Here is a 26,997-nt window from a genome sequence, read left to right as displayed (position 1 = left end):
AGCAAAGTAGTAGCGTATACTTGCATATTTCCTTACTCTTTTTCAAGACAGTGACGTTCTAGTTACTTCATGTTTTCATTTATTTTGGCTATATATTTATTCATCTAATAGTCGACGTAATAAAATATTATTAAATCGTCGGCTATCCACATCTAGACAAATTTCTACATTACCACTTTTGTCTGGTATGGCAATTGTTGTTCCAGTCATTTGGCGATGATCGTACTCAACATGAACTTTCGCTTTTTCTGTTTTGACAATATCTCTATTAATGGCAATAGAAACGGTTAACGGGTCGTGCATTTTAGTTATATCTTCCTTAATAAAAGCAAACCAACGATCCAGTTGATTAACAAGTGCTAAATTAAGAGGTGTTTTCGAATTTTCTAGTTGGTCTCTATGAAACTTTGTGAAAGTCACTTTATATGTTACATCTAATCCGACCATACAAATAGGCGCTTTACTACTGAATACAATGGATGCAGCTTCTGGATCGCACCTAATATTGTGCTCATTTATTGGGAGAGTTAGAGAATTGTCGCCAAGCCTAGTAACACCTCCCATTATAATTATTTCTTTTACGTTTTTTACGATGCTTGGTTCACGAATAATAGCAGTGGCAATATTTGTTAACGGACCAATTGCTATAAGTGTTATTTCTCCAGGGTTTTTCATTATTGTTTGAATAATAAAATCGACTGCATGGCCACTGTCGTATTCAATGTGCTCATCTTCAGTCAGAATACCCTCTCCTTCGTGACCAGCCATCCAAATATCACGATTAAACAGTAATGATTGGCTAACACCTGCAAATACTTTAATATTCTTTTGGTTTCCTAGTTGCAATAATTTTTTTGTAATTCTAGCTCTAAGCTCCGCATTGCCATACACTGTTGTAATTCCTTCGATTATTATTTCTTTTGACTTCATAGCAAGTGCTAAAGCCATTGCATCATCAATGTCACTCCCAATATCTGTATCAATAATTAATCTGTTTTGCATCATTTTCTCCTTTTTTGTTAATAGAATTAAATTTTATACAATAAACATCCCAGCAATGGCTGCATTTGATAAATTAGCTAATGTTGCGGCAGCTAATGCACGGACTCCAAGTTGTGAAATTTCAGTTCTTCGGTTTGGAGCTATTCCACCTAAACCACCGATAGCGCCCGCAATACCAGCTATATTTGCAAATCCGCATAGTGCAAAGCTAATGATAGCAACGGATTTATCTGAAAAACTACTCATTTCCGTTGAAAATTCTGTGAAAGCAACAAATTCATTCACAGTAAACTTAATAGCAATAAAATAACCACCACCAATAATTTCATCAAATGGTATACCTATGATGAAAGCTATTGGCGAAAACAAATATCCAAATAGAAATTCTAAAGATAAATCTTGGATGCCTAATAAGTTACCAATAGGGTCAATTAAAATATTTACTAAAGCTATTAAAGATGTAAAAGCTATTAGCATGGCTGCAATAGTTAAGGCGAGCTTCATACCGTCACTTGCTCCAGTAGCAGCGGCATCAAAAACATTTTTAGTGGTAATTTCAGTTGTAACATTAGCCTTTTTGTCTGCTTTATTTTTAGTTTCAGGAACGATGATTTTGGCAAATAGTAATCCGGAAGGTGCTGCCATAAGTGCAGCTGTGAGCAAATAGTCCACTGGTATTCCTAGTGCCGCATATCCAGCAAATACAGATCCAGCTACAGTAGCCATTCCACAAACCATAACGGCAAATAGTTCCGACTTTGTTAAGCTCTTAACATAAGGTTTAATTACAAGAGCTGATTCATACGGACCTAAAAATATATTTGATGCAGAGGCTGTTGATTCAAGTTTACTAGTTTTCAGTATCTTCATTAATGCACCACCAATTAATTTAATAAATCCTTGCATCACTTTTAAGTGGTATAAGACAGATACCAAAGAAGAAAAGAAAATAATTACTGGAAGTACTTGAATGGCAAAGACAAATCCATTATCTGGTAGAAGGTCTCCAAATAAAAAGTCTATTCCTGATTGGGAAGATCCTATAATCTTTTCAACAAAATCAGCCATCTTTGTTAGAATTTTTTGTCCCCAATCCCATTTTAAAACGACGAAGCCGAAAAGAATTTGAAGAGCGAAGGCGCTTATTACAGTGCGATAATTAATTGCTTTTTTATCCATAGATATTGACCATGCAAGTAAACCGAGTACTGCAATTCCAGCAAGTCCCCATAAAACATTCATAGTGACACTCCTTTCCTAGTTTATTTTTTCCATAATGTCACCAAATCTCGACAAAAACATTGCTTTTCAAAAAGCTCTTGATAGAAGCTAAATAGTTGGTTACTATAGTAACGCTTTCATTATATTATTTGGCTATAGCATGTTATAATGCTAGCAAATAAAATGATAAATATTTATAATTATTCGGTTGCATTATTATATAATTCGGTTAAGTATACTATACGAGGAGTGGTCGATTGGATACATTGGATTTTTTGTTTTTTTCTAAACGTAAAAAGGGACAATATATACCTAGTCATAACCATAATTGTTGTGAGTTAGTCTATTATTTTGCAAGTGGTAAAACAGAAATCGATTCAACGGAGTATACTTTTTATGAGAATAATTTTGCCCTTATTTCTCCTAATACCAATCATGATGAAATACATTTTGTTGATGCTGACGTACTGTATATTGGTTTTTATACCGAAAACGAGATAATACTAGAAAAGAATGGTGTATTTCAAGACAGCAGGGATTGGGTTATTAGAGAGTGTTTAGTTAAGATGAGAGAGGAGTTTGTACAAGAACAAAGTGGATTTTCAAAAATGCTTCATTTATTAGTAGGAAAGCTCGTTATCCATTTACAGAGGTTAATTGGTAAAACTAAAAAGTATATGGATCATACAGATGATAGAATGCAGTATGTTCGTAATTATATGGAAGAATATTTTCAGCAAAAGCTGACCAATGAAATTTTAGCCAATATTGCTGGATATAGTTATGATCATTTTCGACATTTATTTAAAGAAAAATTTAGCATGACGCCACAGCGATATTTGTATTTAAAAAGAATGGAATTTGCAAAAGCATGCCTTATTCATGATCCATCGAAGTTAATTTCCGATATAGCTTTGGAGGCAGGATTCTCTAATGACTCCCAATTTTGCAGTATGTTTAAACGAGAAACTGGTATGACCCCTAAAATGTATCGTGAAGAACAAAATAAAGTGTAGTTAATACCAATTGTTTCAATACTTCATAACAGAGAAACACCAAGTGCCATTTTTAGATTGGCTTTTTTAACACTATAGGAAAAACTACGACTTCCGCTATAAGACTTGGCGACAAGCTAAATTTTTCTAAGAGAGGGGCGAAACAGTTCTGAACGTTTAAGCATAAATGAAACTGGTAAAAATTGAAGTGCTAAAATAATGAAAATACATATTTACGGCCTCTGACATGGATGTATATCTTCCATTGGTTGAGAAATTAAAAAGCATATGTCCGTCTAACCTGTTCTTTTTTCATTTATGTGTGTACAAGTTTTAGGATGTAATCACTTTGTTTAGAAAGACATTGCTAGGTGTGATTTCATGCTACAAGTTGTCATCTATCTTTAGAAAGTGTTATGATAAATAATGGATTAAAATATTAAAACTAGTATTAACAATACACATCTCCAATTATCCAATAAGTATGCTACATGTTAAGATATAGGGGATTCAAGAAATTTGTTATTTTTGATAAATATTGAGGTGCTGCGTAAATGGCAAGTATTTTACAGAAAATTTTTGGTGATGGAACGCAACGACAATTGAAAAAACTTCAAAAGACTGTCGATCAAATTGAAGCGTTAGAACCGGAAATGGAAAAATTATCTGATGAGCAATTGCAACAAAAAACAGAAGAATTTAAAACAAGATATCAAAACGGAGAAACGCTAGACGAATTGCTAGTAGAAGCATATGCAGTTGTGCGAGAGGCTGCAAAACGCGTTTTAGGTATGCGTCCGTTTCAAACCCAGTTAATGGGAGCAATCGCCTTACATGAAGGAAATATTGCAGAAATGAAAACAGGGGAAGGTAAAACATTAGCTTCCACGATGCCTGCATATTTAAATGCCATAGCTGGAAAAGGTGTCCATATAATTACAGTAAACGATTATTTAGCAAGTCGTGACGCAAAAGAGATGGGTGAACTTTATGAATTCCTCGGTTTAACAGTTGGACTTAACGGAAATGGACTTACAAAAGAGCAAAAACGAGAGGCTTATAACCAAGATATTACGTACGGTACGAACAACGAATATGGATTCGATTACTTACGTGATAACATGGTTTTGTATAAAGAGCAGATGGTACAACGTCCGTTGAATTATGCAATTATTGACGAGGTGGACTCTATTTTAATTGATGAAGCAAGAACGCCATTAATTATATCAGGCTCTGCTAAAAAATCCGCAAGTTTATATCAACAGGCAAATGCATTTGTTTCAACATTGGCAAAAGATGACTATTCTTACGATGAAAAAACGAAAGGTGTTCAGTTGACAGAAGAAGGGATTAATAAAGCAGAACGTTATTTCTCTATTGATAATTTATTCGACTTGAATCATGTTTCGTTAACACATCATATTAACCAAGCTTTAAAAGCACATATCTCCATGCACCGTGACGATGATTACGTTGTAGAAGATGGGGAAGTCGTTATTGTCGACCAATTTACTGGTCGTCTCATGAAAGGTCGTCGCTATAGTGATGGGTTACATCAAGCAATAGAAGCAAAAGAAGGTTTACAAATCCAAAATGAAAGTATGACATTGGCATCGATTACGTTTCAAAACTTTTTCCGTATGTACAATAAACTTGCTGGAATGACAGGTACAGCTAAGACGGAAGAAGAAGAGTTTAGAAATATATACAATATGGATGTTATTGCCATCCCGACAAACAAGCCCATTATTCGAGATGATAAGCCTGATTTAATTTATAAGACAATGGAAGGAAAATTTCGTGCTGTCGTTGAAGATATTAAAGAACGCCACCAAAAAGGCCAACCCGTTCTCGTCGGTACGGTTGCCGTCGAAACTTCTGAACTCATTTCAAAGATGCTAAAAAAAGCAGGCATTAAGCATGAAGTGTTGAATGCAAAGAATCACTTTCGTGAAGCGGAAATCATCGAAAATGCTGGGCAGCGTGGTGCCGTTACAATTGCAACTAACATGGCTGGTCGAGGAACAGATATTAAATTAGGCGAAGGTGTTGTGGGATTAGGTGGACTTGCTGTTATAGGAACGGAACGTCATGAATCTAGGCGTATTGATAATCAGCTACGTGGACGTTCTGGACGTCAAGGAGATCCAGGTGTATCGCAATTTTACCTTTCCATGGAAGATGAATTGATGCGTCGATTTGGGTCTGATAATCTCCGTGCCATGATGGAGCGTTTAGGAATGGAAGATTCGCAACCAATTGAAAGTAAAATGGTTTCCCGTGCAGTAGAATCAGCACAAAAACGAGTGGAAGGAAATAACTTTGATGCGCGTAAGACGGTTCTTTCCTATGACGATGTTTTACGTGAACAACGTGAAATTATTTATAAACAGCGTTTTGAAGTGATTGATGCAGAGGGCAATTTACGCGAAATTATTGAAAATATGATTTTGTCTGCATTGGAACGTGTTGTTACAACACATACCCAAGACGATGATGAAGATAAGTGGGATTATAAAGCAATTGTAGATTATGTAACAGGTAACTTGCTTGAACCTCATGACATCTCTGAAGATGATCTTAAAGGAAAAGATCAAGAAGAAATAACCGAATGGATCATGGAAAAAGTAAAAGCACGTTATGACGAAAAAGAACAAGAATTAACAGAAGAACAAATGCGAGAGTTTGAAAAAGTGATTCTCCTTCGTACTGTCGATACAAAATGGATGGACCATATTGATCAAATGGACCAGTTACGCCAGGGAATTCATTTACGTGCATATGGCCAAAACGATCCACTTCGGGAATATCAACTAGAGGGCTTCGCTATGTTTGAGTCAATGATTCAAAGTATTGAAGAGGAAGTAGCGAAGTATATCATGAAAGCTCAAATTCGTGATAACCTTCAACGCCAGGAAGTTGTGAAAAATACGCAAGCTGTTTCTGGCGGTCAAGAAGAAAAGAAAAAAACACGTAAACCATTTGTCAAACAGAACAATGTAGGTCGAAATGATCCATGCCCATGTGGTAGTGGGAAAAAATATAAAAATTGCCATGGGAAATAAGAAGGAAGAAGCACTCCAAAAACGGAGTGCTTTCCTGACGCTTTGGCAACAATAATTACATAGAGGTGATTGAATTGGAACTAGTAGATATTAGAAACGATTTAGATAAGATGAATGGCCGCATCAACGATTTTAGGGGGTCTCTTTGACTTAGAGGCAAAGACAGAACGTATTCAAGAATTAGAGCTACAAATGACTGCTCCTGAATTTTGGGATGAACAAGAAAAAGCTCAAGGCGTCATCAATGAAATGAACCATTTAAAAACATATGTCAATAGTTTTTCTCAGCTTGAGCAACAGCTTGATAATTTAGAAGTTTCTTATGAACTTGTAAAAGAAGAGAATGATCAAGAGTTATTAGAAGAATTAATTCAGCAATTAACTTCTTTACGACAACAATTCAATGATTTTGAATTACAAATTCTTTTGAGCGAACCATATGATGCCAATAATGCTATCTTGGAATTACACCCTGGTGCAGGTGGCACGGAATCTCAAGACTGGGGAAGCATGCTGTTACGAATGTATCAGCGCTGGGCAGAGAGTAAGAAATTTCAAGTCGAGACGTTAAATCATTTACCAGGTGATGAAGCAGGGATTAAAAGTGTTACATTGCTCATTAAAGGACATAATGCTTATGGTTATTTAAAAGCAGAAAAAGGCGTGCATCGCCTTGTACGCATATCACCGTTTGACTCATCTGGTAGAAGACATACGTCGTTTGTTTCGTGTGAAGTGACACCAGAAATGACGGATGATGTAGATATCGAGGTAAAGTCGGAGGATATAAAAATCGATACGTACCGTGCTAGCGGTGCAGGTGGCCAACATGTAAATACAACGGATTCTGCTGTGCGTATTACCCACGTACCTACAAACATTATTGTGACTTGTCAAAATGAACGGTCGCAAATTAAAAACCGGGAAGCAGCTATGAAAATGTTAAAGTCAAAATTATATCAACTTGAAATTGAAAAACAAAAGCAGGAATTAGCTGAGATTCGTGGTGACCAAATGGAAATTGGTTGGGGAAGTCAAATTCGTTCTTACGTCTTTCATCCATATTCTATGGTGAAAGATCATCGCACAAATGTAGAAGTTGGTAATACGCAAGCCGTTATGGATGGAGAAATTGATTCGTTTATTGATGCTTATCTAAGACAACAGGTGAATTAAACCAATAATAATTTTTCATAAATTCGTCATAATTGGCTGTGTAAGTTGACCTATCAACCTCTAGCGCCTTTTTTGTAGTAATATTTGGAAACAGAAAGAGTTTTAAAACAGTAGTCATTGGTTATAATAGAATTGATGTATGATTAATAACATAGTTAGGGGGATTAGAATCATGAAAAAATGGTTATTAGCAATGCTGTTTGGCACTGTATTAGTGCTGGGCGCATGTGGGGGCGGCGATGATGAAAATGCTTCCGAAGAACCAGCTGATAAGGACGATGCAAAAACAGAGGAAAATAGCGGTAGTGTAGATGCTACTGCTGCTGAAGAAGTCTACCAGGATAATTGTTTAAGCTGCCACGGTGCAGACTTATCTGGCGGCAATGCCCCTGCTTTGACAGATGTAGGATCAAAGTATTCCTCAGATGAAATTGCAGACATTATTAAAAATGGAAAAGGAAGTATGCCTGCAGGAATGGCTAAAGGCGATGATGTTCAATTGCTTGCTGATTGGTTAGCAGAAAAGAAATAATGAGAATTAAAACAAAGCTTACTTGACAAAATAACAAGTAAGCTTTTTATATGTGCGCCCTGCATGGACGAAAACTCCTAAACGGATGAGCAGAAATTAGATAGAAGGCAGGCTTAGGTCGAATGTAGAAATTTGAAAAGTCGCTGAAGTTCATTATATTTTCGCTTGAGTTTTATAAAAAGTCGCTGAAGTTCACAAAATAGTTACTCGAAGTTCACATAGAAGTCGCTGAAGTTCACAATTATCCACGATGAGTTGCTACACCTTAAATCAAGAAAAAAACAGTAACCTTTTACAATTGCTGCTGTTTTTTTGTTGGGCTTGTTATAAAGAATTACTATTTTTTTCGTTTATATATAAGTGAAGTTACTTAAACAAGTCTCTAAATCTTCCAAATATGCGAAGAGCCCTTCTTCGGCAATTGCTTCTTTTCATTTACATCATGATTGGTAAGTATATCCACTTCTAAAAATAGTCCGAAAGTCACTTGATTTTCTATAATATGACAATTTGTTTCATATAAGCCTCACTTTGAAATACAAATGTAATAATTTTGTGTCTAAAAATGGTGCGGAAAGATGTTATAATTATGTAGACACACTCCTCACAACATTTATGAGTGGTTATCTTAACTCGATTTTTAAACGTGCTAGTCACTATCTTCAAAATTGAATAGTGCGTAAAAAGGGGGAGTGAGAAAGACCTACGCCTAAATATCCGAATTGTTCAGAAACCTTCAGTTATGCTAATTATAAGATACTATTGTCTCATAATAATAAAAGGTTCCTATACTGTTTGAAGATGTACACGATGCGTAACGTGGCACGCTACAATTAAAAAATAAAGGTGATTAATGAATGATACAAATGAAAGATGTATATAAAACGTATGATAATGGTGTTTCGGCACTAAATGGAATAAATATAAATATTGACCGTGGTGAATTTGTATACATAGTTGGTCCAAGTGGTGCAGGTAAGTCCACATTTATCCGGCTAATATTCCGAGAAGTAAAGCCAACAAAAGGAACGGTTTATGTAAATGAAATGAATGTTAATGAATTAAAAGAAAAGCAAGTGCCCTTGCTGCGGAGAAATGTTGGGGTCGTTTATCAGGATTTTAAATTGTTGTCTAAACTGACAGTCTATGAAAATGTAGCTTTTGCGATGGAAGTAATCGAGTCCCATCCATCACTTATTCGAACACGCGTAATGGAAGTACTAGATTTAGTCGGCTTGAAACACAAAGCTAGATTTCTCCCTCATGAATTATCAGGAGGTGAGCAACAACGTGTATCGATTGCTCGAGCTATTGTGAACTACCCTAAGATTGTTATTGCTGATGAACCAACAGGTAACTTAGACCCAGATACTTCATGGGGAATTATGAAGGTATTGCAGGAAATTAATGACCGTGGAACAACAGTTATTATGGCTACACATAGTAAAGAGATTGTAAATACTTTTAAAAACCGTGTTGTTGCAATTGAGGACGGGTTAATTGTTAGAGATGAACATCGAGGTGAATACGGCTATGAAGGTTAGAATACTTATGCGACATATACGTGAAGGATTTAAAAACATCCGGCGTAATGGTTGGATGACAATGGCCTCGATTGCAGCTGTGACAACGACATTAATTTTAGTTGCTGCTTTTTTAGCTTTAATGCTGAACTTAAATGAAATGGCAGACAACATAGAGAGAGATGTCCAACTCGATGTCATGATTGAACAAACTGCAACCCAGGAAGATATCCAAGCTTTAGGAAAATCTATCAATAAATTAGAAAACATTGATTCTGCTGTTTTTTCTTCTAAAGATGATGAATTAAATAAATTAATTGAAAGCATGGGAGAGGATGGACAAGCTTGGGAAATGTTTGAACAGGACAATCCATTGAACCATGTTTATATTGTGAAGGCAAAACAGCCTGAAGATACATCAGATATAGCTGAAGAAATTAAACAAATGTCAGCTGTAGAAGATGTCGTTTATGGACAAGACGTTGTGAAAAGATTATTTGAGTTTAACAAGTATGCAAGAACGATTGGTTTAGTGTTAATAATTGGGTTAGTATTTACGGCTATATTTTTAATCTCAAACACGATTAAAATCACGATTATGGCTAGAAGTAAAGAAATTGGCATTATGAAACTAGTTGGTGCGACCAATGGTTTTATTAGGTGGCCATTCTTCGTGGAAGGATTATTATTGGGTGTAATGGGTTCAATTATACCAATTATTATTGTGCTTACAGGGTATTATTACGTGGAAGATATCCTAAGTAAGCAAACGACGTACAAATTTATTGAACTTTTACCTTATACTCCTTTCGCCTTTCAACTATCGGGAATTATTGTAGCAATTGGTGCAGCTATAGGTGTTTGGGGAAGTTTGATGAGTGTTAGGAAATTCCTAAAAGTCTAACCAATTATTTTTAACAACAACATGAACAGGCATCTACCAGAGATATCTTTTTGATACCTCTGGTAGACAGAACTTAATAAAAACAGAGGGAAAGGTGAACAGATTAATGAGAAAGTTTCCAGTCCTATTATCAACCATTGTTGCAGCTTCTACCATCACATTATCAACGACTTCCATATCCGCAGAATCAACGGCAGATTTAAATGAAAAAATTGATGCATTACAACAACAACAAAAACAACTTGAAGAAAAACAAGGTAAGTTACAGCGTGACACAGATAAAACAGATAAAAAGATTAATAAAAACCTAGATAAACAAGGTTCTGTAGAAAAAGAAATTCATTCGATTGATACAGATCTACAAAAAACGTTAGAGCAAATAACAACGAAAGAAACAGAGATAAGTAACACCAATCAACAAATAGAGGAATTAGGAAAACAAATTCAAAAGCTCAAGAAAGAGATTACTATTCTAAAAGAACGTATTGCTAAACGAGAAGGATTATTAAAGGATCGTCTGCGCAACATTCAGCAAAATGGTGGCTCTATGAAATACATAGAAGTAATTTTAGGTTCGAAAAGTTTTGGTGATTTTATTAGCCGGTCATCTGCTGTAAACACGATTATGGATCAAGATAAAACGATTATGGAACAGCATGAAGCGGATAAAATAGCTGTGGAAAAAAATAAAGTAGACGTAGAAAATAAAAAGTCTGAAGTGGAAGAGCGAAAACAATCCTTGCAAGCTCAAAAACAGGATTTAGTTGCCTTGAAAGGACAGTTAGATAAACAATTGTCGAAAAAAGAAACACTAATGGCAAGCTTGGAAGAAGAACACAAAGAATTGGAAGCATACAAAGTAAGTGTAGAGGAAGAACAAGAAATTTTGGCACAACAGGCTGAAGCAGCGGAAAAAGCAAAACAGCTTGCTCAATCACAGAAGAGTGAATTAGAGCAGCTAGCTAAAGAAAAAGCAGAGCAACAAGCAAAACAAGAAACGACGCAACCTAAGTCCAATCATTCATCTTCTGCTAATAATAGCTCTGGCTCAAGTTCAAATTCAAGTGGTGGTTCAGCACCAGCGCCAGCACCTGAACAAAATATGGGGGGAGATATGATGTATCCTATCTCTGCGCCAATAACCTCTCATTATGGCACTCGCTGGGGATCAATGCATCATGGTACAGATTTCGGTGCGTCAATAGGTACGCCAGTTCGTTCGGCGGCATCTGGAGTTATTATTATGACGAATTCTGCTTCTCAAGCTGGGATGTCAGGTTATGGAAATGTTATTTTAGTGTCACATAATATAAATGGACAATCTTATACAACCTTATATGCTCATTTAAATAGTATCGGCGTGAGTCAAGGACAAACTGTAAGTGCTGGCCAAGTTATTGGTGCTAGTGGAAATACTGGACAGTCTACAGGGCCACATTTGCATTTTGAAGTTCATCGCGGTGGTTGGAATGGTTCTAAAAGTAATTCCATTGATCCAATGACAGTTTTAAATTAATTTTAATCCAAAAGGCATCAATCCTAATTCGATTGATGCCTTTTTTGCTGATAACATGTATAATGACATCATAAAGAGAAGCTGCAATGATTGGATGGGTTCACTCAGCCTTTGATGATTTACCTATTCCATGGAGGGGCATGTTTATAAATATATTGGGAAGAAAGTTAAAAAATCTCTCCAAAACGGAATAGGAACGATGGTAATTATTTTTTGAATTGCATATGTTATGATAACAAGAGAATATCAACTCTTGTTTGTTACTAAATGACAGTTGGTATGAAGGCTTGCACAAGTGAGATTCCTATGTTTAATGAGTTGAGGTGAAAGGATGAAATTAAGAAAGCTACATATTGTACTACTTTTTATATTAGCTTTAGCTATTGGTCTGGCTGGAGGTTACACGGGAGTGAAGCTAGCTCAGAAAACAACTCCACCTACAGAACAGTCAATGAAATTAGGTGGTGAAACGGCTGCCAATGAAGTACCAACCCAAGATATGGAAAAAGTGGATCAAGCTTTTCGATTAATTAAAGAAAATTACTTAGAAGAAGTTGATGATAAGCAGTTAACAGAAGGTGCGATTCAGGGCATGCTTTCTACTTTGGAAGATCCATACAGTTCCTATATGGATGCAGAAACAATGAAGAAATTTAATGAGCAAATTGAGTCTTCATTTGAAGGGATAGGAGCAGAGGTAAATAAAGTAGACGATGTATTAAGCATAGTAGCTCCGGTGAAGGACTCTCCAGCTGAAAAAGCAGGATTACGGCCAAATGATCAAGTTCTCAAAGTTGACGGGAAAAGCCTCGAAGGCTTAAGTCAAAATGAATCTGTCGCTAAGATACGAGGAGAAAAAGGAACCAAAGTGGAACTAACAATCCGTCGGGCTGGAGTTGAGGAACCTTTTAAAGTGACAATAGTAAGAGATACTATTCCTCAGGAAACGGTATACAGTAAAACGAAGAATGTAGACGGCAAAAAAACAGGTATTTTAGAAGTGACGAATTTTTCGGAACGCACAGCTCAGGAGTTCAAAGAACAGCTGACAAAAATGGAAGATAGTGGTATTGAAGGATTAGTGATTGACGTTCGAGGGAATCCTGGTGGACTGTTAAATGTTATTGAAGATATTTTAAAACAATTTGTTCCAGAAGATATGCCTTACCTACAAGTGGAAGACCAAAAAGGTAACAAAACACCATATCATTCTGATTTAAAGGAAAAGAAAAAGTACCCGATCAGTGTCATTATAGATGAAGGAAGTGCTTCAGCATCGGAAATATTAGCTGTAGCTATGAAAGAAATGGGCTATGACGTGGTTGGGCAACCAAGTTTTGGTAAAGGAACGATTCAGCAGGCCGTTCCTTTAGGGGATGAAAGTACTATTAAACTTACTTTCTTTAAATGGTTGTCACCAAATGGGAAATGGATACATGAAAAAGGTGTCCAACCTACTATTAGTCAAAAACAACCTGAATATTACTATACAAGCCCTGTCAAAATTGAAGAGCCGTTAAAGGAAGACCAAACTGGAGATAAAATTAAAAATATCCAAATTATGCTTCAAGGTTTAGATTACGATCCTGGGCGTATAGATGGCTACTTTAGTGCAGCAACAAAACAAGCAGTAACTTCTTTTCAACAAGATAATGATTTGCCTACATCTGGTGAAATTGATGCGCAGACAGCTAAGCTGATTGAAACCCAAATCATTAAAAGTATTCGTAATGGGAAAGATGATAAACAATTAGATAAAGCAATAGAAGAAGTTTATAAGTAATTTGTAAGCAATGAGAAATCATGTCCGCGAGTATTTGCTCGCGGATTTTCCTAAAATAGTCTCATATGGATGTAGAAATAAAAAACTATTGTTATAAAGCGCTGTTGCCTGATATACGAAGCATACATAAAGTCAAGCTGGGTACATTCATCCCTCCCGGGATTGTTCGTATCAAAGGCTATGACCTAAAGGTCACTTAAAAAAATTGGTGTAGGTGCTGTTACTTGCTACTGAGTTTACTTAGCCTCAAGCATTCCAAATTCTTGAATGGAGAGTCTGGCAGCTTCTATCCAGGATAAACGCAAAACATATATTAGGACACCTAGCTCGATGTAGATAATAATAAGTTGTAAGAAAGCGACTTTGATTATTGGGGTGATAAACTTGTTAGAATCAGGCTTATTAGAAATCGTTAAAGGGATAGGGAAAATGTTTTTAAACCCGTTATTTTACTGGATTTTTATTCTAATTATTGTTACTGGAATGAAGCGGATAAAACGGGAAAGAGAAGACTTCGGTATAAAAATTTACAATTTGTCTTCAGAATGGAAAAATACGTTTTGGCTGTCTATTATAGTAGGATTGTTACTTTCTGCGTTTACACTAGGTGTGGGTGTTACACTTACATATCCTGTTATATTGTTATTTGGTTTGATAACTATACTCATTAGTATAACGGGAAGAATTAACTTACTTTCGGCAAGCTATATTTTAGGGATAACCTACTTAGTCCTCATGTTTGTACCTGAATGGATAAATATAGAGACAATACTTCCTTTTCATATACATACAGATGTTCATCTTTCGGGTTTAGTTAGTTTATTAGCTCTGCTATTGCTTGCCGAGAGTATCTTATTATTTAGCTCCAGAAACGATGTAACCTATCCAGAACTGACACTTAGTAAACGGGGGATATGGGTCGGACAGCATCATTTAAAAAAGCTGACAGTAATTCCGTTTTTTTCACTTGTCCCAACAGGTTCACTAACTCCGTTTGCGGATTTTTGGCCTTATTTTACGTTAAATGGGGAGACATACGGTCTTGTACTTACTCCTTTTATTCTCGGTTTTGATCATATTGTACGTGCGCAACACCCTTCATTTGCTGCTAAAAAGCTAGCACGATCTACATTGTTATTAAGTTTCCTAGTGGCTGCGCTTGCAGTAGGTAGTATATATTATTCTTTGTTTTCATTTATAGCGGTATTATGTGCAATTTTGGGAAGAGAATGGATAAACTATCGCTTTCGTATTAACGAACACAATAAACCAGGGTATTTTCAATCAACGGATCTAGCGTTAAAAGTGCTTGCTGTACTTCCGAATTCTCCAGCTGATCGGTTAGGGATTCATGTAGGTACGTTGATCACTAAAGTAAACGGGAAGAAAGTGAGTCAACCTGAATCTTTTTATCACGCCTTGCAAACAAGTGGAGCTTTTTTTAAATTGGAAATCATTAATCGAGAAGGAGAAATAGAATTACTACAAGGGGCATGGTATGAGGGGGACCATCATGGTTTAGGACTATTATTTGTCTCTACCCCACACGATCATGAGCATCTTAATGTAAGTAATGGAGAAGGATAATTTATCAAATTTTAATCTTTTGTTTAACGTTTAATCGAAATGAATGAACCAAATAGCTACGCATGAACCTGTCTTATTCCCTTTGTTAATGTTGGGATAAGTCAGGTTTTTCTGGTTTCTTTTCACTTCAAATAAGTGCTGTAAAACGCCTATTTTAAGATGTTAACTGAACAAGTGTTAGAGAGGGTGTCAGCACTCATGAGGTGTATATCTCTCATTATTAAAGATTAGCGTTCCCTTAATTTTAGAGCCTTTTTGTCGATGGGTAATAATATTGAAAAAATGTTGCAAGCTAATATAAAAAAGTGTTGGAGTTGAGTGGCTCATGTTTATGCGCACCTGCTTTCTGTATTTTTGGGGAAGTATCGACCCAATTTATTTTACTTGCTCTAGGTTAACATATATTGTTGGCCCAAACCAAAAAAGGACGCTATTACGAGCTCGATTAACGAAATATAAAGGCGCAAAAATGGTTCTTTCTGATGGGACCGTAATAGAAAAGGGTGATTTGTTAGTGAAGATACATTTGCATAATGTTAAATTACTTAAAAAATTCTCAAAACAGTCGAATGACATGAAACGAGCCGTTATCATCTATCATAGTGTAAAACAAGCAATGCCAAGTTTAGCAACATATATTGAAAACCACGTGGAACAGGAAAGAGTAAAAGGGATTATTGGAATTACTAATTTATCAAAAGGTGGAAAGAAATTAGGGTTTGAAGAGAAAGCCTTGCAAAATAAATTTTATCGTATTTTCAAGAAAATAACATTATTCCCGATTAGTTTTTTAGCTGGGAAAAAATCAATAAAACCTGTTTATTTATTTATGTCAAAAGGGAAGTTATTAATGAAATACGGAAATCGCTGTTAATGAAAAATTTTTGCTTTTTAATCTTTCCGCATTCATTTTCAAGCCTAGACAGTAGAGTCTTTGCGATAGATGAAAATAACTCACTTTAAAACGATAGGATGAAACAAATGAGGCAGATGCAACCATCAGAAGCATTATTTCTTCCGTTTTTACAAATTCCAAGCGGGCATCACCATGTAGCAGATGCACTAATTGCTGAGTACAAAAGCATTTATCCAAATCATCGGTATGAAAAGGTGGACATACTTAGTTATGGGTATAAAAGTATAGAAAAGTTAGTTTCTTCTACGTATTTAACTTGGATAAAATATTTTCCGGAAGGATATGATCGTTTATACTCGTTTTTAGTTTATAAACAAGGGACTAAAAAAAGAAGCAGACAATGGCATTATGAAACTTTGTTTCGTCCAATACTACAAAAGGTGGTACAGCAAGCTGGAGCAAATATACTGTTTTTTACACATGCTTTACCTTCCAATATGGCAAGTGTTTTAAAGCAACAAAGAAAGATAGAAGCTATTACAGTAAATGTGTATACAGATTTTTTTATAAATGCTTTATGGGGGACAAAGGGAATTGACTATCATTTCGTTCCGACACTTTCCATGAAACAATATTTAATACAGTGTGGTGTACAGGAAAGTAGTATATTTGTTACTGGCATCCCCGTTCACCCATATTTTTATTATACGAATAGCAATCAAAATCAAAAAGAGGAACTGCAAATACTAATAGCTGGCGGTAGTTTAGGGACGGGAGATTTGGAATGTTTGCTAAATGAATTGAATTTATCTTCTCGAGCACATCTTTATGTTTTATGCGGACAAAATGAGCAGCTATATCAAAAACTTTACTCTAAAAAAAGTTGTCACATAACGCCATTACGCTATTTGCATTCTAAGCAAACAATGAATCAACTGTATGAGCGTGTAGATGCTGTTATAACGAAGCCTGGTGGTGTAACCGTTAGCGAATGTCTTATGAAGCGGAAACCACTGTTTATATACAGCGCTTTACCAGGCCAGGAAAGAATTAATTTACAGGAATTAACACGTTTAGGTTTAGTACAAGTAATTGATAAAAATAAAACAATTGGCAAGCAAATAATGGATTTTTTTTCAAATGATTACAAGCAACAACAACTGTATCAACAGTTGCATAACTACTTGGAAAATAGAGAGCAAGATTCTGTAGCATCTATTATAAAACGGATTACACAACAAACAAACCACAAAGGGGGAAATAGTATCTCCTATATATAAGATGGCGTAAAATAATCCACATAGATGAAGCCAAGCAAATAATCACTAGCGTTGCATAAAAAGTAATGCTTCAAGTCAAGCGTTAATTTTCCATTTGAGACATATGTAACAGAATTTTCTGATATATGTTATTTGTACACAATGAAAAAAAGACAACAGGCATGAGAGGTAGCCCTTCATCCATTTTTTGAATAGTATATACTTTTAAACGAATGGATCGTATGTTAAATCATCTAAGTGTAACACGTCTCCTGTCTCCTATTGTGCTAGGGTCTCTGCAAAAATTCGCTCATTGTCCCACTTTCGTCGTCCACTGGACTCTCGCTCTGGTTCTTTACGTACTTTCAAAATAAAGGTTGCCATGGATTGATCGTAACCATCCTTTATCCAACGCAACATTTCCAGCAAGGTTCCTTTGAAACCTATTTTATTTTTCATTAGGATGATCAGGCAAAAGGTAATCATTGCAAGATAGACTTGATTATAAACGGCATTTTCACTCTTACCATATAATGTTGTAATGACCAAGTGTTGCTTGATCCATTTGAAAAACAACTCTATTTTCCAGCGGTTTCGGTAGATATCGCTGATTTCTTGCGCACTGCGCTTGGCGTCGTTACACACAATCCGAATAGGCTTGCCATTACTATCTGTTGTCTCTATCAATTGTAATGGATGTTTCATGTTTCCGATTGTCACCATGGCATGGCGTGTGATGGGAGAAGATGGATCCACGAGTAACTCTTCCACGACGTGTACCACTGTATTGGCTTTGATACGCGTTGCAAATTTTATTCCTTTTTCCGAATAGGCATCGAACTTCGCAAAGTTGAAGTACCCGCGATCGAATACATGAAGCACATCTAACTGATAAACAATTAATTCATCCAGCTGTGTCTCATCCGCTGGTCGGGCTGGCGTTAGAATCATCTTATCTAGCGAGAGCGTATCATTGCACAACCTAATTGAAGTGTGCATTTTAATCCCGGCTTTTGTTTCTCGAAAATCAGCCCATTCATAGCCACTAAGACACATGGAAATAGTCGATGAATCAATCAAATGCAGCTGAAGCAATGCCTTTCCTGCTTTCACAGGTCCTAGTGTATACTGTACCTTTTGAATGAGATGACGAAGAATAGCTTCTGGTATTTCATGTGGGATTTGTCTATTCTTACGCGAGAGTTGTGACTTACTGATACTGTCTATACCTACTAATCGCTGCACCGTTTTTTTGCGTGAAACAGACTGACTGATTACTGCAAGATTTTCTGATTTTTTAAGTTGTGCGTAAATAAATAAGCGAATATAGGCAATGGTATCTAGCTTTTTCACATACTTGTCTACCCCTTCTATATCAATCATTTTTTGAATAACTTTTGTATCTAATGGATGAATGTATTCCTTGAATACCATTTTTATGGTATGATTGTCCATGAAAGACTCCTTATAATTTGGGATTTGGACAGGACTACCATTCCCTTATTATAAGGTTTTTTTATGCGTTTTTGTATTGATAATTCCTATTATTCTTAGTATTGACACGAGTTGTTTTTTCTTGACTACTTTATAAAAAGTTTATGCAACGCTAGTGTCAAATAATAGAGAGTCAAGTAAAGGGATATTAGCTGTGATAATAGGTAAGCTTTTTAGGAAAAAAGTAAAGATGTTTGAAGCATGTAGAGAGGATATTATCTGCATGTTTTTTTCACTAGAGGAAAGTATACGAATTTCGTGATTTAGCGTACAAGAAAAACGAAGGCAATCAAGATTATATAAAACAATTACTACTTCGCGGGAGTAAGTAATAAATGATAATTTTCCAAGGTTTAAGTTGCTATAAAAGAACAAATCATGCATTTATTTTATTATCAAAGGAGCCTGCGTTTCCCGCCACGTATTTTTTCGATAGGTGACAAAAAGTCCGTTTACAAGCGTTTTGTTTGCAAGTCGCAGAGCCTGCGTTTAATTACGATATGAAGCTTAAACATACTTATTGATTAGTAATTCATAAAGCATATGTTAGCCTTTGTAGGAAAGGGAATTATTACAATAACGAATATTTGTTCGTTTTTCTGTTAACATATGTAAGGTTTATGATAAAATGAATACTAGTTATGGACGGATCGGAGGAGAAGCTAGTGGAAAATCAATTTGAGCTAGTTGCCAAATATGAACCAAAAGGTGACCAACCACAAGCAATTAAAGAAATTGTTGAACATATTAAGGCAGGAAAAAGGCACCAAACACTTTTAGGCGCAACAGGAACTGGTAAAACTTTTACTATGTCGAATGTAATTAACGAGATCAATCGGCCAACTTTAGTGATTGCGCATAATAAAACTTTAGCCGGTCAACTATATAGTGAGTTTAAAGAATTCTTTCCTAATAATGCTGTGGAATATTTTGTTAGCTACTACGATTACTATCAACCTGAAGCTTACGTACCATCCACGGATACATTCATTGAAAAAGATGCGAGTATAAATGATGAAATTGATAAACTAAGGCACTCTGCTACATCAGCATTGTTTGAGCGACGAGATGTTTTAATTGTTGCGAGTGTTTCCTGTATTTATGGATTAGGTTCTCCAGAAGAATATAAAAGTCAAGTACTCTCTATTCGGACAGGAATGGAAAAGGATCGAGATCAACTATTACGTGAACTTGTAGACATTCAATATGCTCGCAATGATATTAACTTCCAACGCGGGACGTTTCGAGTACGTGGTGACTCTGTGGAGATAATTCCAGCTTCTAGAGAGGAACACTGTATACGCGTCGAATTCTTTGGTGATGAAGTCGACCGCATTCGTGAAGTAGATGCATTGACCGGGGAGATTATTGGCGATCGAGAGCATATTGCTATTTTCCCAGCCTCTCACTTCGTAACACGAGAGGAAAAATTGAAGCTTGCTATTAAAAATATTGAAAAGGAATTAGCAGAGCGTTTAAAAGAGTTACGCGATCAAGGGAAATTACTAGAAGCACAACGTTTAGAACAACGGACGAATTACGATCTGGAAATGATGCATGAAATGGGCTTCTGTTCAGGCATTGAAAATTATTCACGCCATCTTACTTTGCGTGAAGCAGGTGCGACACCATATACATTGCTTGATTTCTTTCCTGATGATTTTCTAGTTATGATTGATGAATCACATGTCACACTCCCACAAATTCGTGGCATGTTTAACGGGGACCAAGCGCGAAAACAAGTACTTGTAGATCATGGATTCAGATTGCCGTCAGCGCTAGATAACCGCCCGTTGCGTTTTGAAGAATTTGAAAAAGCTACGAACCAACTCGTTTATGTTTCTGCCACACCAGGACCATACGAACAAGAACATTCGCCAACAATGACAGAACAAATCATTCGACCAACAGGTCTCTTGGATCCAGAAGTAGAAGTAAGACCAATTGAAGGACAAATTGATGACTTAATCGGGGAAATTCATAAACGTTCCGAGAAAAACGAACGTGTGCTAGTCACTACGTTAACGAAAAAAATGTCTGAAGATCTAACCGATTATTTAAAAGAACTTGGTATAAAAGTTGCTTACTTGCATTCAGAGATTAAAACATTGGAGCGGATTGAATTAATTCGTGATTTACGTGTTGGTAAATATGATGTTCTCGTTGGAATAAATTTATTACGTGAAGGTCTTGATATTCCAGAAGTATCTTTAGTGACAATTTTAGATGCGGATAAGGAGGGATTTTTACGTTCAGAAAGGTCCCTTATCCAAACGATGGGGCGGGCAGCGCGTAATGAAAATGGCATGGTTATTATGTATGCAAATAAAATTACGAAGTCGATGCAAATAGCCATTGATGAGACGTATCGTCGGCGTGCAAAGCAGATTGCTTATAACGAAAAGTATGGTATTACTCCTACGACGATTAAGAAAGACGTACGAGATGTAATTCGAGCAACTGTTGCTGCTGAAGACCAAGAAACGTACGAAAGTAAAACGAAAAGTGTTACGAAGCTAGCAAAGCAGGATAAAGAAAAAGTAATAGCGAATATGGAAAAAGAAATGAAGGAAGCTGCCAAAGCATTGGATTTTGAAAAAGCAGCTGAACTTCGAGATGTCATACTTGAACTGAAAGCAGGAAGGTGATGAAATGCCTAGTAAATATATAACCATCCAAGGTGCTAGAGCTCATAATTTAAAAAACATTGATGTCAATATACCGAAAAATAAGCTGGTCGTCCTCACCGGTCTGTCTGGTTCTGGAAAGTCTTCATTGGCTTTTGATACCATTTATGCAGAAGGTCAAAGGCGTTATGTTGAATCTTTATCTGCCTACGCAAGACAGTTTTTAGGTCAAATGGATAAGCCGGATGTAGATGCTATTGAAGGCTTATCTCCAGCAATCTCGATTGACCAAAAGACGACAAGTAAAAATCCTCGTTCTACAGTAGGAACAGTGACAGAGATATATGATTATTTGCGTTTATTGTTTGCTCGAGTTGGTCACCCTACTTGTCCGAAACATGGGGTAGAGATTACATCGCAAACCGTAGAACAAATGGTAGATCGAATTATGGAATATCCTGAACGGACTAAAATGCAAATTTTAGCACCAATAGTATCGGGCCGAAAAGGGGAGCATGTAAAGGTATTTGAAAAATTAAAGCAAGAAGGCTATGTTCGCATTCGGGTAGATAAAGAAATGCGAGAAGTTACCGAGGAAATAAAGCTTGAAAAAAATAAGAAGCATTCTATCGAAGTGGTTATTGATCGGATTGTTGTTAAAGAAGGTATGGAAGGTCGGTTAAGTGATTCGATAGAGACAGCATTAGCTTTAGGCGAAGGAAAAATCATTGTTGATGTAATCGGTCAAGAAGAAATTACATTTAGTGAAAATCATGCATGTCCTATTTGTGGATTTTCAATTGAAGAATTAGAGCCACGTCTCTTTTCTTTTAACAGCCCTTACGGAGCATGTCCAACTTGTGATGGATTAGGCACAAATTTGGAAGTCGATTTAGACCTGGTTATTCCTGATTGGGATAAATCGTTAAATGAACATGCTCTTGCGCCTTGGGAACCGATTAGTTCTCAATATTATCCACAATTGTTAAAAAGTGTTTGTAACCATTATGATATTGACATGGATATGCCTGTAAAAAATATTCCAAAAGAGAAAATGGATAAAATCCTTTACGGCAGTGGTAAAGAAAAAATCTATTTTCACTATGTGAATGAATTCGGCAATGTTCGAGATAATCATATTATGTTTGAAGGTGTAGTTAATAATGTCTCTAGACGTTACCGAGAGACATCTTCGGATTTTATTCGTGAAAATTTAGAAAGATACATGGCTCAGAAAAACTGTCCATCCTGTAGCGGATATCGTTTGAAAGAAGAAGCACTAGCTGTCCAAATGAATGGGAAGCATATTAGCGAGGTGACCGATTTTTCAATTACAGAAGCACAGACCTTTTTCCAAGGCTTACAGTTGTCCGAAAAAGAAAAACAAATTGCGAAAATGATTTTAAAAGAGATTTCGAATCGGTTGGAGTTTTTAAATAATGTAGGATTAGACTATTTAACGTTATCGCGAGCTGCAGGGACACTCTCTGGGGGAGAAGCCCAACGAATACGTTTAGCTACACAAATCGGCTCTGCATTAACAGGGGTTTTGTATGTGCTAGATGAGCCTTCCATTGGTTTACATCAACGTGATAATGATCGTTTAATTGGAACGCTAAAGCGCATGCGTGATTTGGATAACACACTCATTGTCGTAGAACATGATGAGGATACGATGCTTGCTGCTGATTGGTTAATTGACATCGGACCTGGTGCGGGAGAGCATGGCGGTGAAATTGTAGCGAGCGACACACCAGAAAACGTGATGCGTCATGAACAATCGCTAACAGGGCAGTATTTGGCTGGTAAGAAATTCATCCCTTTACCTGCAAAAAGAAGGAAAAAGGATAAGCGTGTTATTGAGATCGTGGGGGCAGAAGAGAATAATCTGCAAAAGGTTTCTGCAAAGATTCCGATTGGTTTAATGACCGTCGTTACTGGTGTATCTGGGTCGGGGAAAAGTACATTAGTAAATGAAATTTTATATAAAGCCTTAGCGAAAGAGTTATATACAGGGAAACATAAGCCAGGAAAACATAAAGCAGTAAAAGGAATAGAGCATATTGAAAAGGTCATTGATATTGATCAATCACCAATTGGCAGGACTCCTCGTTCTAACCCTGCAACATATACGGGTGTATTTGATGATATTCGTGACGTATTTGCACAAACAAATGAAGCAAAAGTGCGTGGATACAAGAAGGGGCGATTCAGTTTTAACGTTAAAGGAGGCCGTTGTGAAGCTTGCCATGGCGATGGCATTATTAAAATAGAAATGCACTTTCTCCCAGATGTGTACGTTCCTTGTGAAGTCTGTCATGGGAGCAGATACAATAGGGAAACATTAGAAGTAAAGTATAAAGGAAAAAACATTTCTGATGTGCTTGGTTTAACGATTGAGGAGGCATTGGAATTCTTTGCGAATATCCCGAAAATAAAGCGGAAATTACAAACGATTTATGATGTCGGTCTCGGTTATATAAAGCTTGGTCAACCGGCTACAACTCTATCTGGTGGGGAAGCACAGCGCGTCAAGTTGGCAAGTGAACTGCATCGACGATCAAATGGTAAATCCTTTTATATTTTAGATGAACCAACGACAGGTTTACATGCTGATGATATTAGTCGGCTGCTAAATGTGTTACAGCGACTTGTCGAAAATGGTGATACCGTTCTTATCATTGAGCATAATTTAGACGTTATTAAAACAGCTGATCACATTATCGATTTAGGTCCTGAGGGTGGTGCTGGAGGGGGAACCATTATTGCTACTGGTACACCCGAACAAATTGCTAAAAAAGACAATTCTTATACAGGAAAATATTTAAAAAATGTTTTAGAGCGTGACCAGAAACGGATGGACGCTTTCATTAAAACGACAGAAAAGTTAGCGACAAAGTAAAGTGATTTTTACAGACTCTCGAATTATTCTTAAAAAGCATTGGATGTTAAAGGTATACTTTAATCAGTGGGGTTTTTTCTCCCCTCACTGATTGGGAGTACCCTTAGAAAAATTGCACAGTTCATCATACCCGCGCTTCTTTCTTTTCCACGCCAAAAGCTTTCATTTCCTATACCATGTAATGTAGCCATTGTTACCTTCTTTTAGTAGGTCACCTGGTTGCTAAAAGAAACAATACCTCCCCTGTGTTTATGTTTTGACCATATCTCTTTCTTTCGTTAAGCTAAAAGGAGCAGAAAATGGGGAGGAACCACAATGAAACCAATTGAAATCAACCAAGTGCAAGGATGGTTGGATAAATTCATAAACACGCCAGTTTATATTCATGTAGAAACAACAAATGGTGCTTATGCTAGTCATTTTGATGAAAAAGCGTATAATGTAGGTGCTTATGTCAGGAATGTACAGATTACTTACACGCAAGCAAAAATTGTTGGCGAAGGGAATGCTTTTCGTGTTGGTTTAAAGACAAGGAATGGGTGGATTTATGCAGAAGGGTTAACGGATTGGACGATACATGAGGACACAAAAGTGCTACTTGCTGGCCATGATCGTGAAGGAAGATTAATGGTTGCTTTGCAAATAAGTGAAACCCCTTTTGATTATTAATGTACACTATAGGAAAACATGTAATTTGCTAGTTTATCGTATAAGGTTAAGTACAAGCTTTACCACATAGACTGGTAATAAGTTAAGTTATTCTAAGAAAGAACAGGTGATGAAATTGGATAAACACGTCGTTATCATATTACCACATCCAGATGATGAGTCATTTGGATCTGCTGGATCCCTTGCGCAATTTCGAAGTCAGGGAATACCAGTAACTTATTTATGCGGTACACTTGGTGAAATGGGGAGAAATATGGGGAACCCGCCATTTGCCAACCGTGAGACTTTACCAGAAATTCGCAAGCAAGAATTAAAAAATGCATGTGAAGTGCTTGATATAGATGTAAAGATGCTTGGCTATCGAGATAAAACGATTGAATTTGAAGATCGGAATGTGGTCGCTAACCATTTGCAAGGCATTTTGGAGGAAATAAATCCTAGTCTAGTTATTACGCATTATCCAGGTTATGCGGTGCATCCAGATCATAACGCTTTAGGTGCAGCTGCAATTCAAGCTGTAGAGCAAATGGAAAAATCGCGTCGTCCTGTTATTTGGGCACAAGCATTTGCTAGAGGATTTCAAAAAGAATTGGGAGAGCCTGATGTAATTAATGATGTAGAGGAACAGTTTGAAACAAAAATGAATGCTATTCTATGTCACAAATCACAGGCAGGCGGGATGATTGGACAATTAAAAAACTATAAAGATTTAGGAGCAGAGGTCTTACAAGAAGCAAAAGACCGATTTGGCAAAGAAGCGTTTTTTACACTATAAGAAAACTGCCATGCCTCACTGCTACGTGCTAAAAGGACCGCAGTACCATTGTTTTTTGAAACTTCTAAACGTAAGTCAATGACACTTATTTCTTAAATAAGGATGGAGGCTATGATAATGAAAAAGTTGTATCGTTCAAATTCGAATCAGATGCTAGCAGGTGTTTTCGGCGGCTTAGAAGAATATTTCAATATTGATGCAACCATTTTACGGCTACTATTTGTTGTTTTGTTATTTATGAGCTTTTTCACGGTAGCTGTTATTTATCTTATTGCGGCAATGATTATTCCAGCTGAAGGGGAGATACGTTAAGCATGAAGAGATGGCTTTTATCAATTATTCTTAATGCGGTTGCATTGATTGTCGTTGCTCAGCTATTTGATTCGTTTCATTTAGAAGGATTTGGTACAGCAGTGCTAGCAAGCTTTATTTTATCGCTATTAAACATCCTTGTAAAACCAATTTTAGTTATTTTGACGTTGCCAATTACGATGCTTACATTAGGCTTATTTCTGTTTATCATCAATGCATTTACACTTATGATTACGCAAGCAGTTATGGGGAGTTCTTTTGCAATTAGTGGGTTTGGTACAGCTGTTTTAGCTTCCATTATTATTTCAGTTATCAGCGTGTTATTAAATCGTCTAGTGCAAGATTCCTTAGGTTAAAGAAGTTTTTATTTACACTATAAGGCTTTGTTTCGCCGTAAAGACTTGGCACTAGAAAAGTTTTTCTATACGCACAACGAATTCGAATAAAACATCGTAGGCATATTTGTCTACGATTTTTTTACGGTATGTGCTACAATGAAGAAAACTTTTGCTTCTTTCTATGGACAGCCATTTGGTATGGAATGACCAACCATTTATAATGAAAATAGATTTCTAATTAAATATTCAAGTTATAACTCAAGAAAAGCCTAGTGATGCGATGTGTTTCTAAAAATGTAGTGGAAGAATAGCTTTTACATAATTTTGTTAAAAGAGATCGTAGCATATTTAATCTAAAAAAAGCAACAGCATGCCAAAGTATAAATTTTTGAAGGTTAAAGTATAAGCAAAACGACGGCGCTTTATCGCCATAAATACTTGACGATAGCCAAGTTTCTCTA

The 26,997-nt window shown here is 36.4% G+C and carries 20 protein-coding genes; 17 read left to right on the top strand and 3 right to left on the bottom strand.

Features of this window, described 5'->3' with window-relative positions; all coding sequences use genetic code 11:
- Positions 1–96: 96 nt before the first annotated feature.
- Both B2C77_RS14825 and B2C77_RS14820 read right to left on the bottom strand, forming a co-directional pair.
- A complete protein-coding gene (locus tag B2C77_RS14825) occupies positions 97–1,005 on the bottom strand; it encodes a nucleoside hydrolase (RefSeq protein ID WP_077705331.1) in 909 nt (302 codons plus the stop codon).
- Positions 1,006–1,035: 30 nt separating this feature from the next.
- Entirely contained in the window at positions 1,036–2,244 is a 1,209-nt protein-coding gene (locus tag B2C77_RS14820; RefSeq protein WP_077705328.1) for a NupC/NupG family nucleoside CNT transporter, read from the bottom strand.
- Between the two features lie 236 nt (positions 2,245–2,480).
- On the opposite strand from B2C77_RS14820, the gene B2C77_RS14815 reads away from it, so the two are divergent.
- The 11 genes from B2C77_RS14815 (at position 2,481) to B2C77_RS14765 (ending at position 17,440) form a co-directional block, all read left to right on the top strand.
- Positions 2,481–3,239 carry a helix-turn-helix domain-containing protein gene (locus B2C77_RS14815; protein ID WP_077705326.1) on the top strand — a complete coding sequence of 253 codons (759 nt, stop codon included), beginning with the start codon at positions 2,481–2,483 and terminating at the stop codon, positions 3,237–3,239.
- A gap of 533 nt (positions 3,240–3,772) precedes the next feature.
- The gene (gene secA, locus B2C77_RS14810) at positions 3,773–6,283 is read left to right on the top strand and encodes a preprotein translocase subunit SecA (protein ID WP_077705323.1); all 2,511 of its coding nucleotides are present in this window, start codon (positions 3,773–3,775) and stop codon (positions 6,281–6,283) included.
- Positions 6,284–6,357: 74 nt separating this feature from the next.
- Positions 6,358–7,459, top strand: a protein-coding gene (gene prfB, locus B2C77_RS14805) for a peptide chain release factor 2 (protein WP_141130738.1) whose coding sequence is annotated in 2 segments (ribosomal slippage) — positions 6,358–6,429 and positions 6,431–7,459 — 1,101 coding nt in all. Because the reading frame shifts where the segments join, the coding sequence is not laid out codon by codon here.
- Between the two features lie 172 nt (positions 7,460–7,631).
- On the top strand, positions 7,632–7,991 hold the full coding sequence (cccB, locus tag B2C77_RS14800) for a cytochrome c551 (RefSeq protein ID WP_077705320.1): 360 nt from the start codon (positions 7,632–7,634) through the stop codon (positions 7,989–7,991).
- 857 nt (positions 7,992–8,848) lie between these two features.
- Positions 8,849–9,535, top strand: a complete 687-nt coding sequence (gene ftsE / locus B2C77_RS14795; RefSeq protein ID WP_077705317.1) for a cell division ATP-binding protein FtsE — start codon at positions 8,849–8,851, stop codon at positions 9,533–9,535.
- Positions 9,525–10,418: a permease-like cell division protein FtsX gene (gene ftsX, locus B2C77_RS14790; protein ID WP_077705314.1), complete on the top strand. Its 894-nt coding sequence runs from the start codon at positions 9,525–9,527 to the stop codon at positions 10,416–10,418. The genes ftsE and ftsX overlap by 11 nt, the downstream gene beginning before the upstream one ends.
- A gap of 106 nt (positions 10,419–10,524) precedes the next feature.
- Positions 10,525–11,934 carry a murein hydrolase activator EnvC family protein gene (locus B2C77_RS14785; RefSeq protein WP_077705311.1) on the top strand — a complete coding sequence of 470 codons (1,410 nt, stop codon included), beginning with the start codon at positions 10,525–10,527 and terminating at the stop codon, positions 11,932–11,934.
- Positions 11,935–12,265: 331 nt separating this feature from the next.
- Positions 12,266–13,717: a S41 family peptidase gene (locus B2C77_RS14780; protein ID WP_077705308.1), complete on the top strand. Its 1,452-nt coding sequence runs from the start codon at positions 12,266–12,268 to the stop codon at positions 13,715–13,717.
- A gap of 384 nt (positions 13,718–14,101) precedes the next feature.
- Complete coding sequence (locus tag B2C77_RS14775; protein WP_077705305.1) at positions 14,102–15,304, top strand: PDZ domain-containing protein; 1,203 nt, start codon at positions 14,102–14,104, stop codon at positions 15,302–15,304.
- Between the two features lie 331 nt (positions 15,305–15,635).
- Complete coding sequence (locus B2C77_RS14770) at positions 15,636–16,178, top strand: YkoP family protein (RefSeq protein WP_077706930.1); 543 nt, start codon at positions 15,636–15,638, stop codon at positions 16,176–16,178.
- 107 nt (positions 16,179–16,285) lie between these two features.
- Positions 16,286–17,440 (top strand): MGDG synthase family glycosyltransferase, encoded by a 1,155-nt coding sequence (locus B2C77_RS14765; RefSeq protein ID WP_176087335.1) that lies wholly within the window; start codon positions 16,286–16,288, stop codon positions 17,438–17,440.
- A 258-nt stretch (positions 17,441–17,698) separates the two neighbouring features.
- Here the strand turns inward: B2C77_RS14765 and B2C77_RS14760 are convergent, their stop codons facing one another.
- On the bottom strand, positions 17,699–18,874 hold the full coding sequence (locus B2C77_RS14760) for an IS4 family transposase (protein ID WP_077705300.1): 1,176 nt from the start codon (positions 18,872–18,874) through the stop codon (positions 17,699–17,701).
- Between the two features lie 704 nt (positions 18,875–19,578).
- Between B2C77_RS14760 and uvrB the strand changes: the two genes are divergently transcribed.
- The 6 genes from uvrB (at position 19,579) to B2C77_RS14730 (ending at position 26,554) form a co-directional block, all read left to right on the top strand.
- Positions 19,579–21,561 carry an excinuclease ABC subunit UvrB gene (uvrB, locus tag B2C77_RS14755; RefSeq protein ID WP_077705297.1) on the top strand — a complete coding sequence of 661 codons (1,983 nt, stop codon included), beginning with the start codon at positions 19,579–19,581 and terminating at the stop codon, positions 21,559–21,561.
- A 4-nt stretch (positions 21,562–21,565) separates the two neighbouring features.
- Positions 21,566–24,442 carry an excinuclease ABC subunit UvrA gene (gene uvrA, locus B2C77_RS14750; RefSeq protein ID WP_077705294.1) on the top strand — a complete coding sequence of 959 codons (2,877 nt, stop codon included), beginning with the start codon at positions 21,566–21,568 and terminating at the stop codon, positions 24,440–24,442.
- 315 nt (positions 24,443–24,757) lie between these two features.
- Positions 24,758–25,111, top strand: coding sequence for a YojF family protein (locus B2C77_RS14745; protein WP_077705292.1), 354 nt, complete (start codon positions 24,758–24,760; stop codon positions 25,109–25,111).
- Between the two features lie 115 nt (positions 25,112–25,226).
- Entirely contained in the window at positions 25,227–25,886 is a 660-nt protein-coding gene (gene bshB2 / locus B2C77_RS14740) for a bacillithiol biosynthesis deacetylase BshB2 (RefSeq protein WP_077706929.1), read from the top strand.
- A gap of 117 nt (positions 25,887–26,003) precedes the next feature.
- A complete protein-coding gene (locus tag B2C77_RS14735; protein ID WP_073007568.1) occupies positions 26,004–26,198 on the top strand; it encodes a PspC domain-containing protein in 195 nt (64 codons plus the stop codon).
- Between the two features lie 2 nt (positions 26,199–26,200).
- Positions 26,201–26,554: a phage holin family protein gene (locus tag B2C77_RS14730; RefSeq protein WP_077705289.1), complete on the top strand. Its 354-nt coding sequence runs from the start codon at positions 26,201–26,203 to the stop codon at positions 26,552–26,554.
- The last annotated feature ends 443 nt before the right edge of the window (positions 26,555–26,997 follow it).

Source organism: Virgibacillus dokdonensis (genome assembly GCF_900166595.1).
GTDB classification, from domain to species: Bacteria; Bacillota; Bacilli; order Bacillales; family Amphibacillaceae; genus Virgibacillus; species Virgibacillus dokdonensis.
This window is presented reverse-complemented; position numbering and strand designations above follow the sequence as displayed.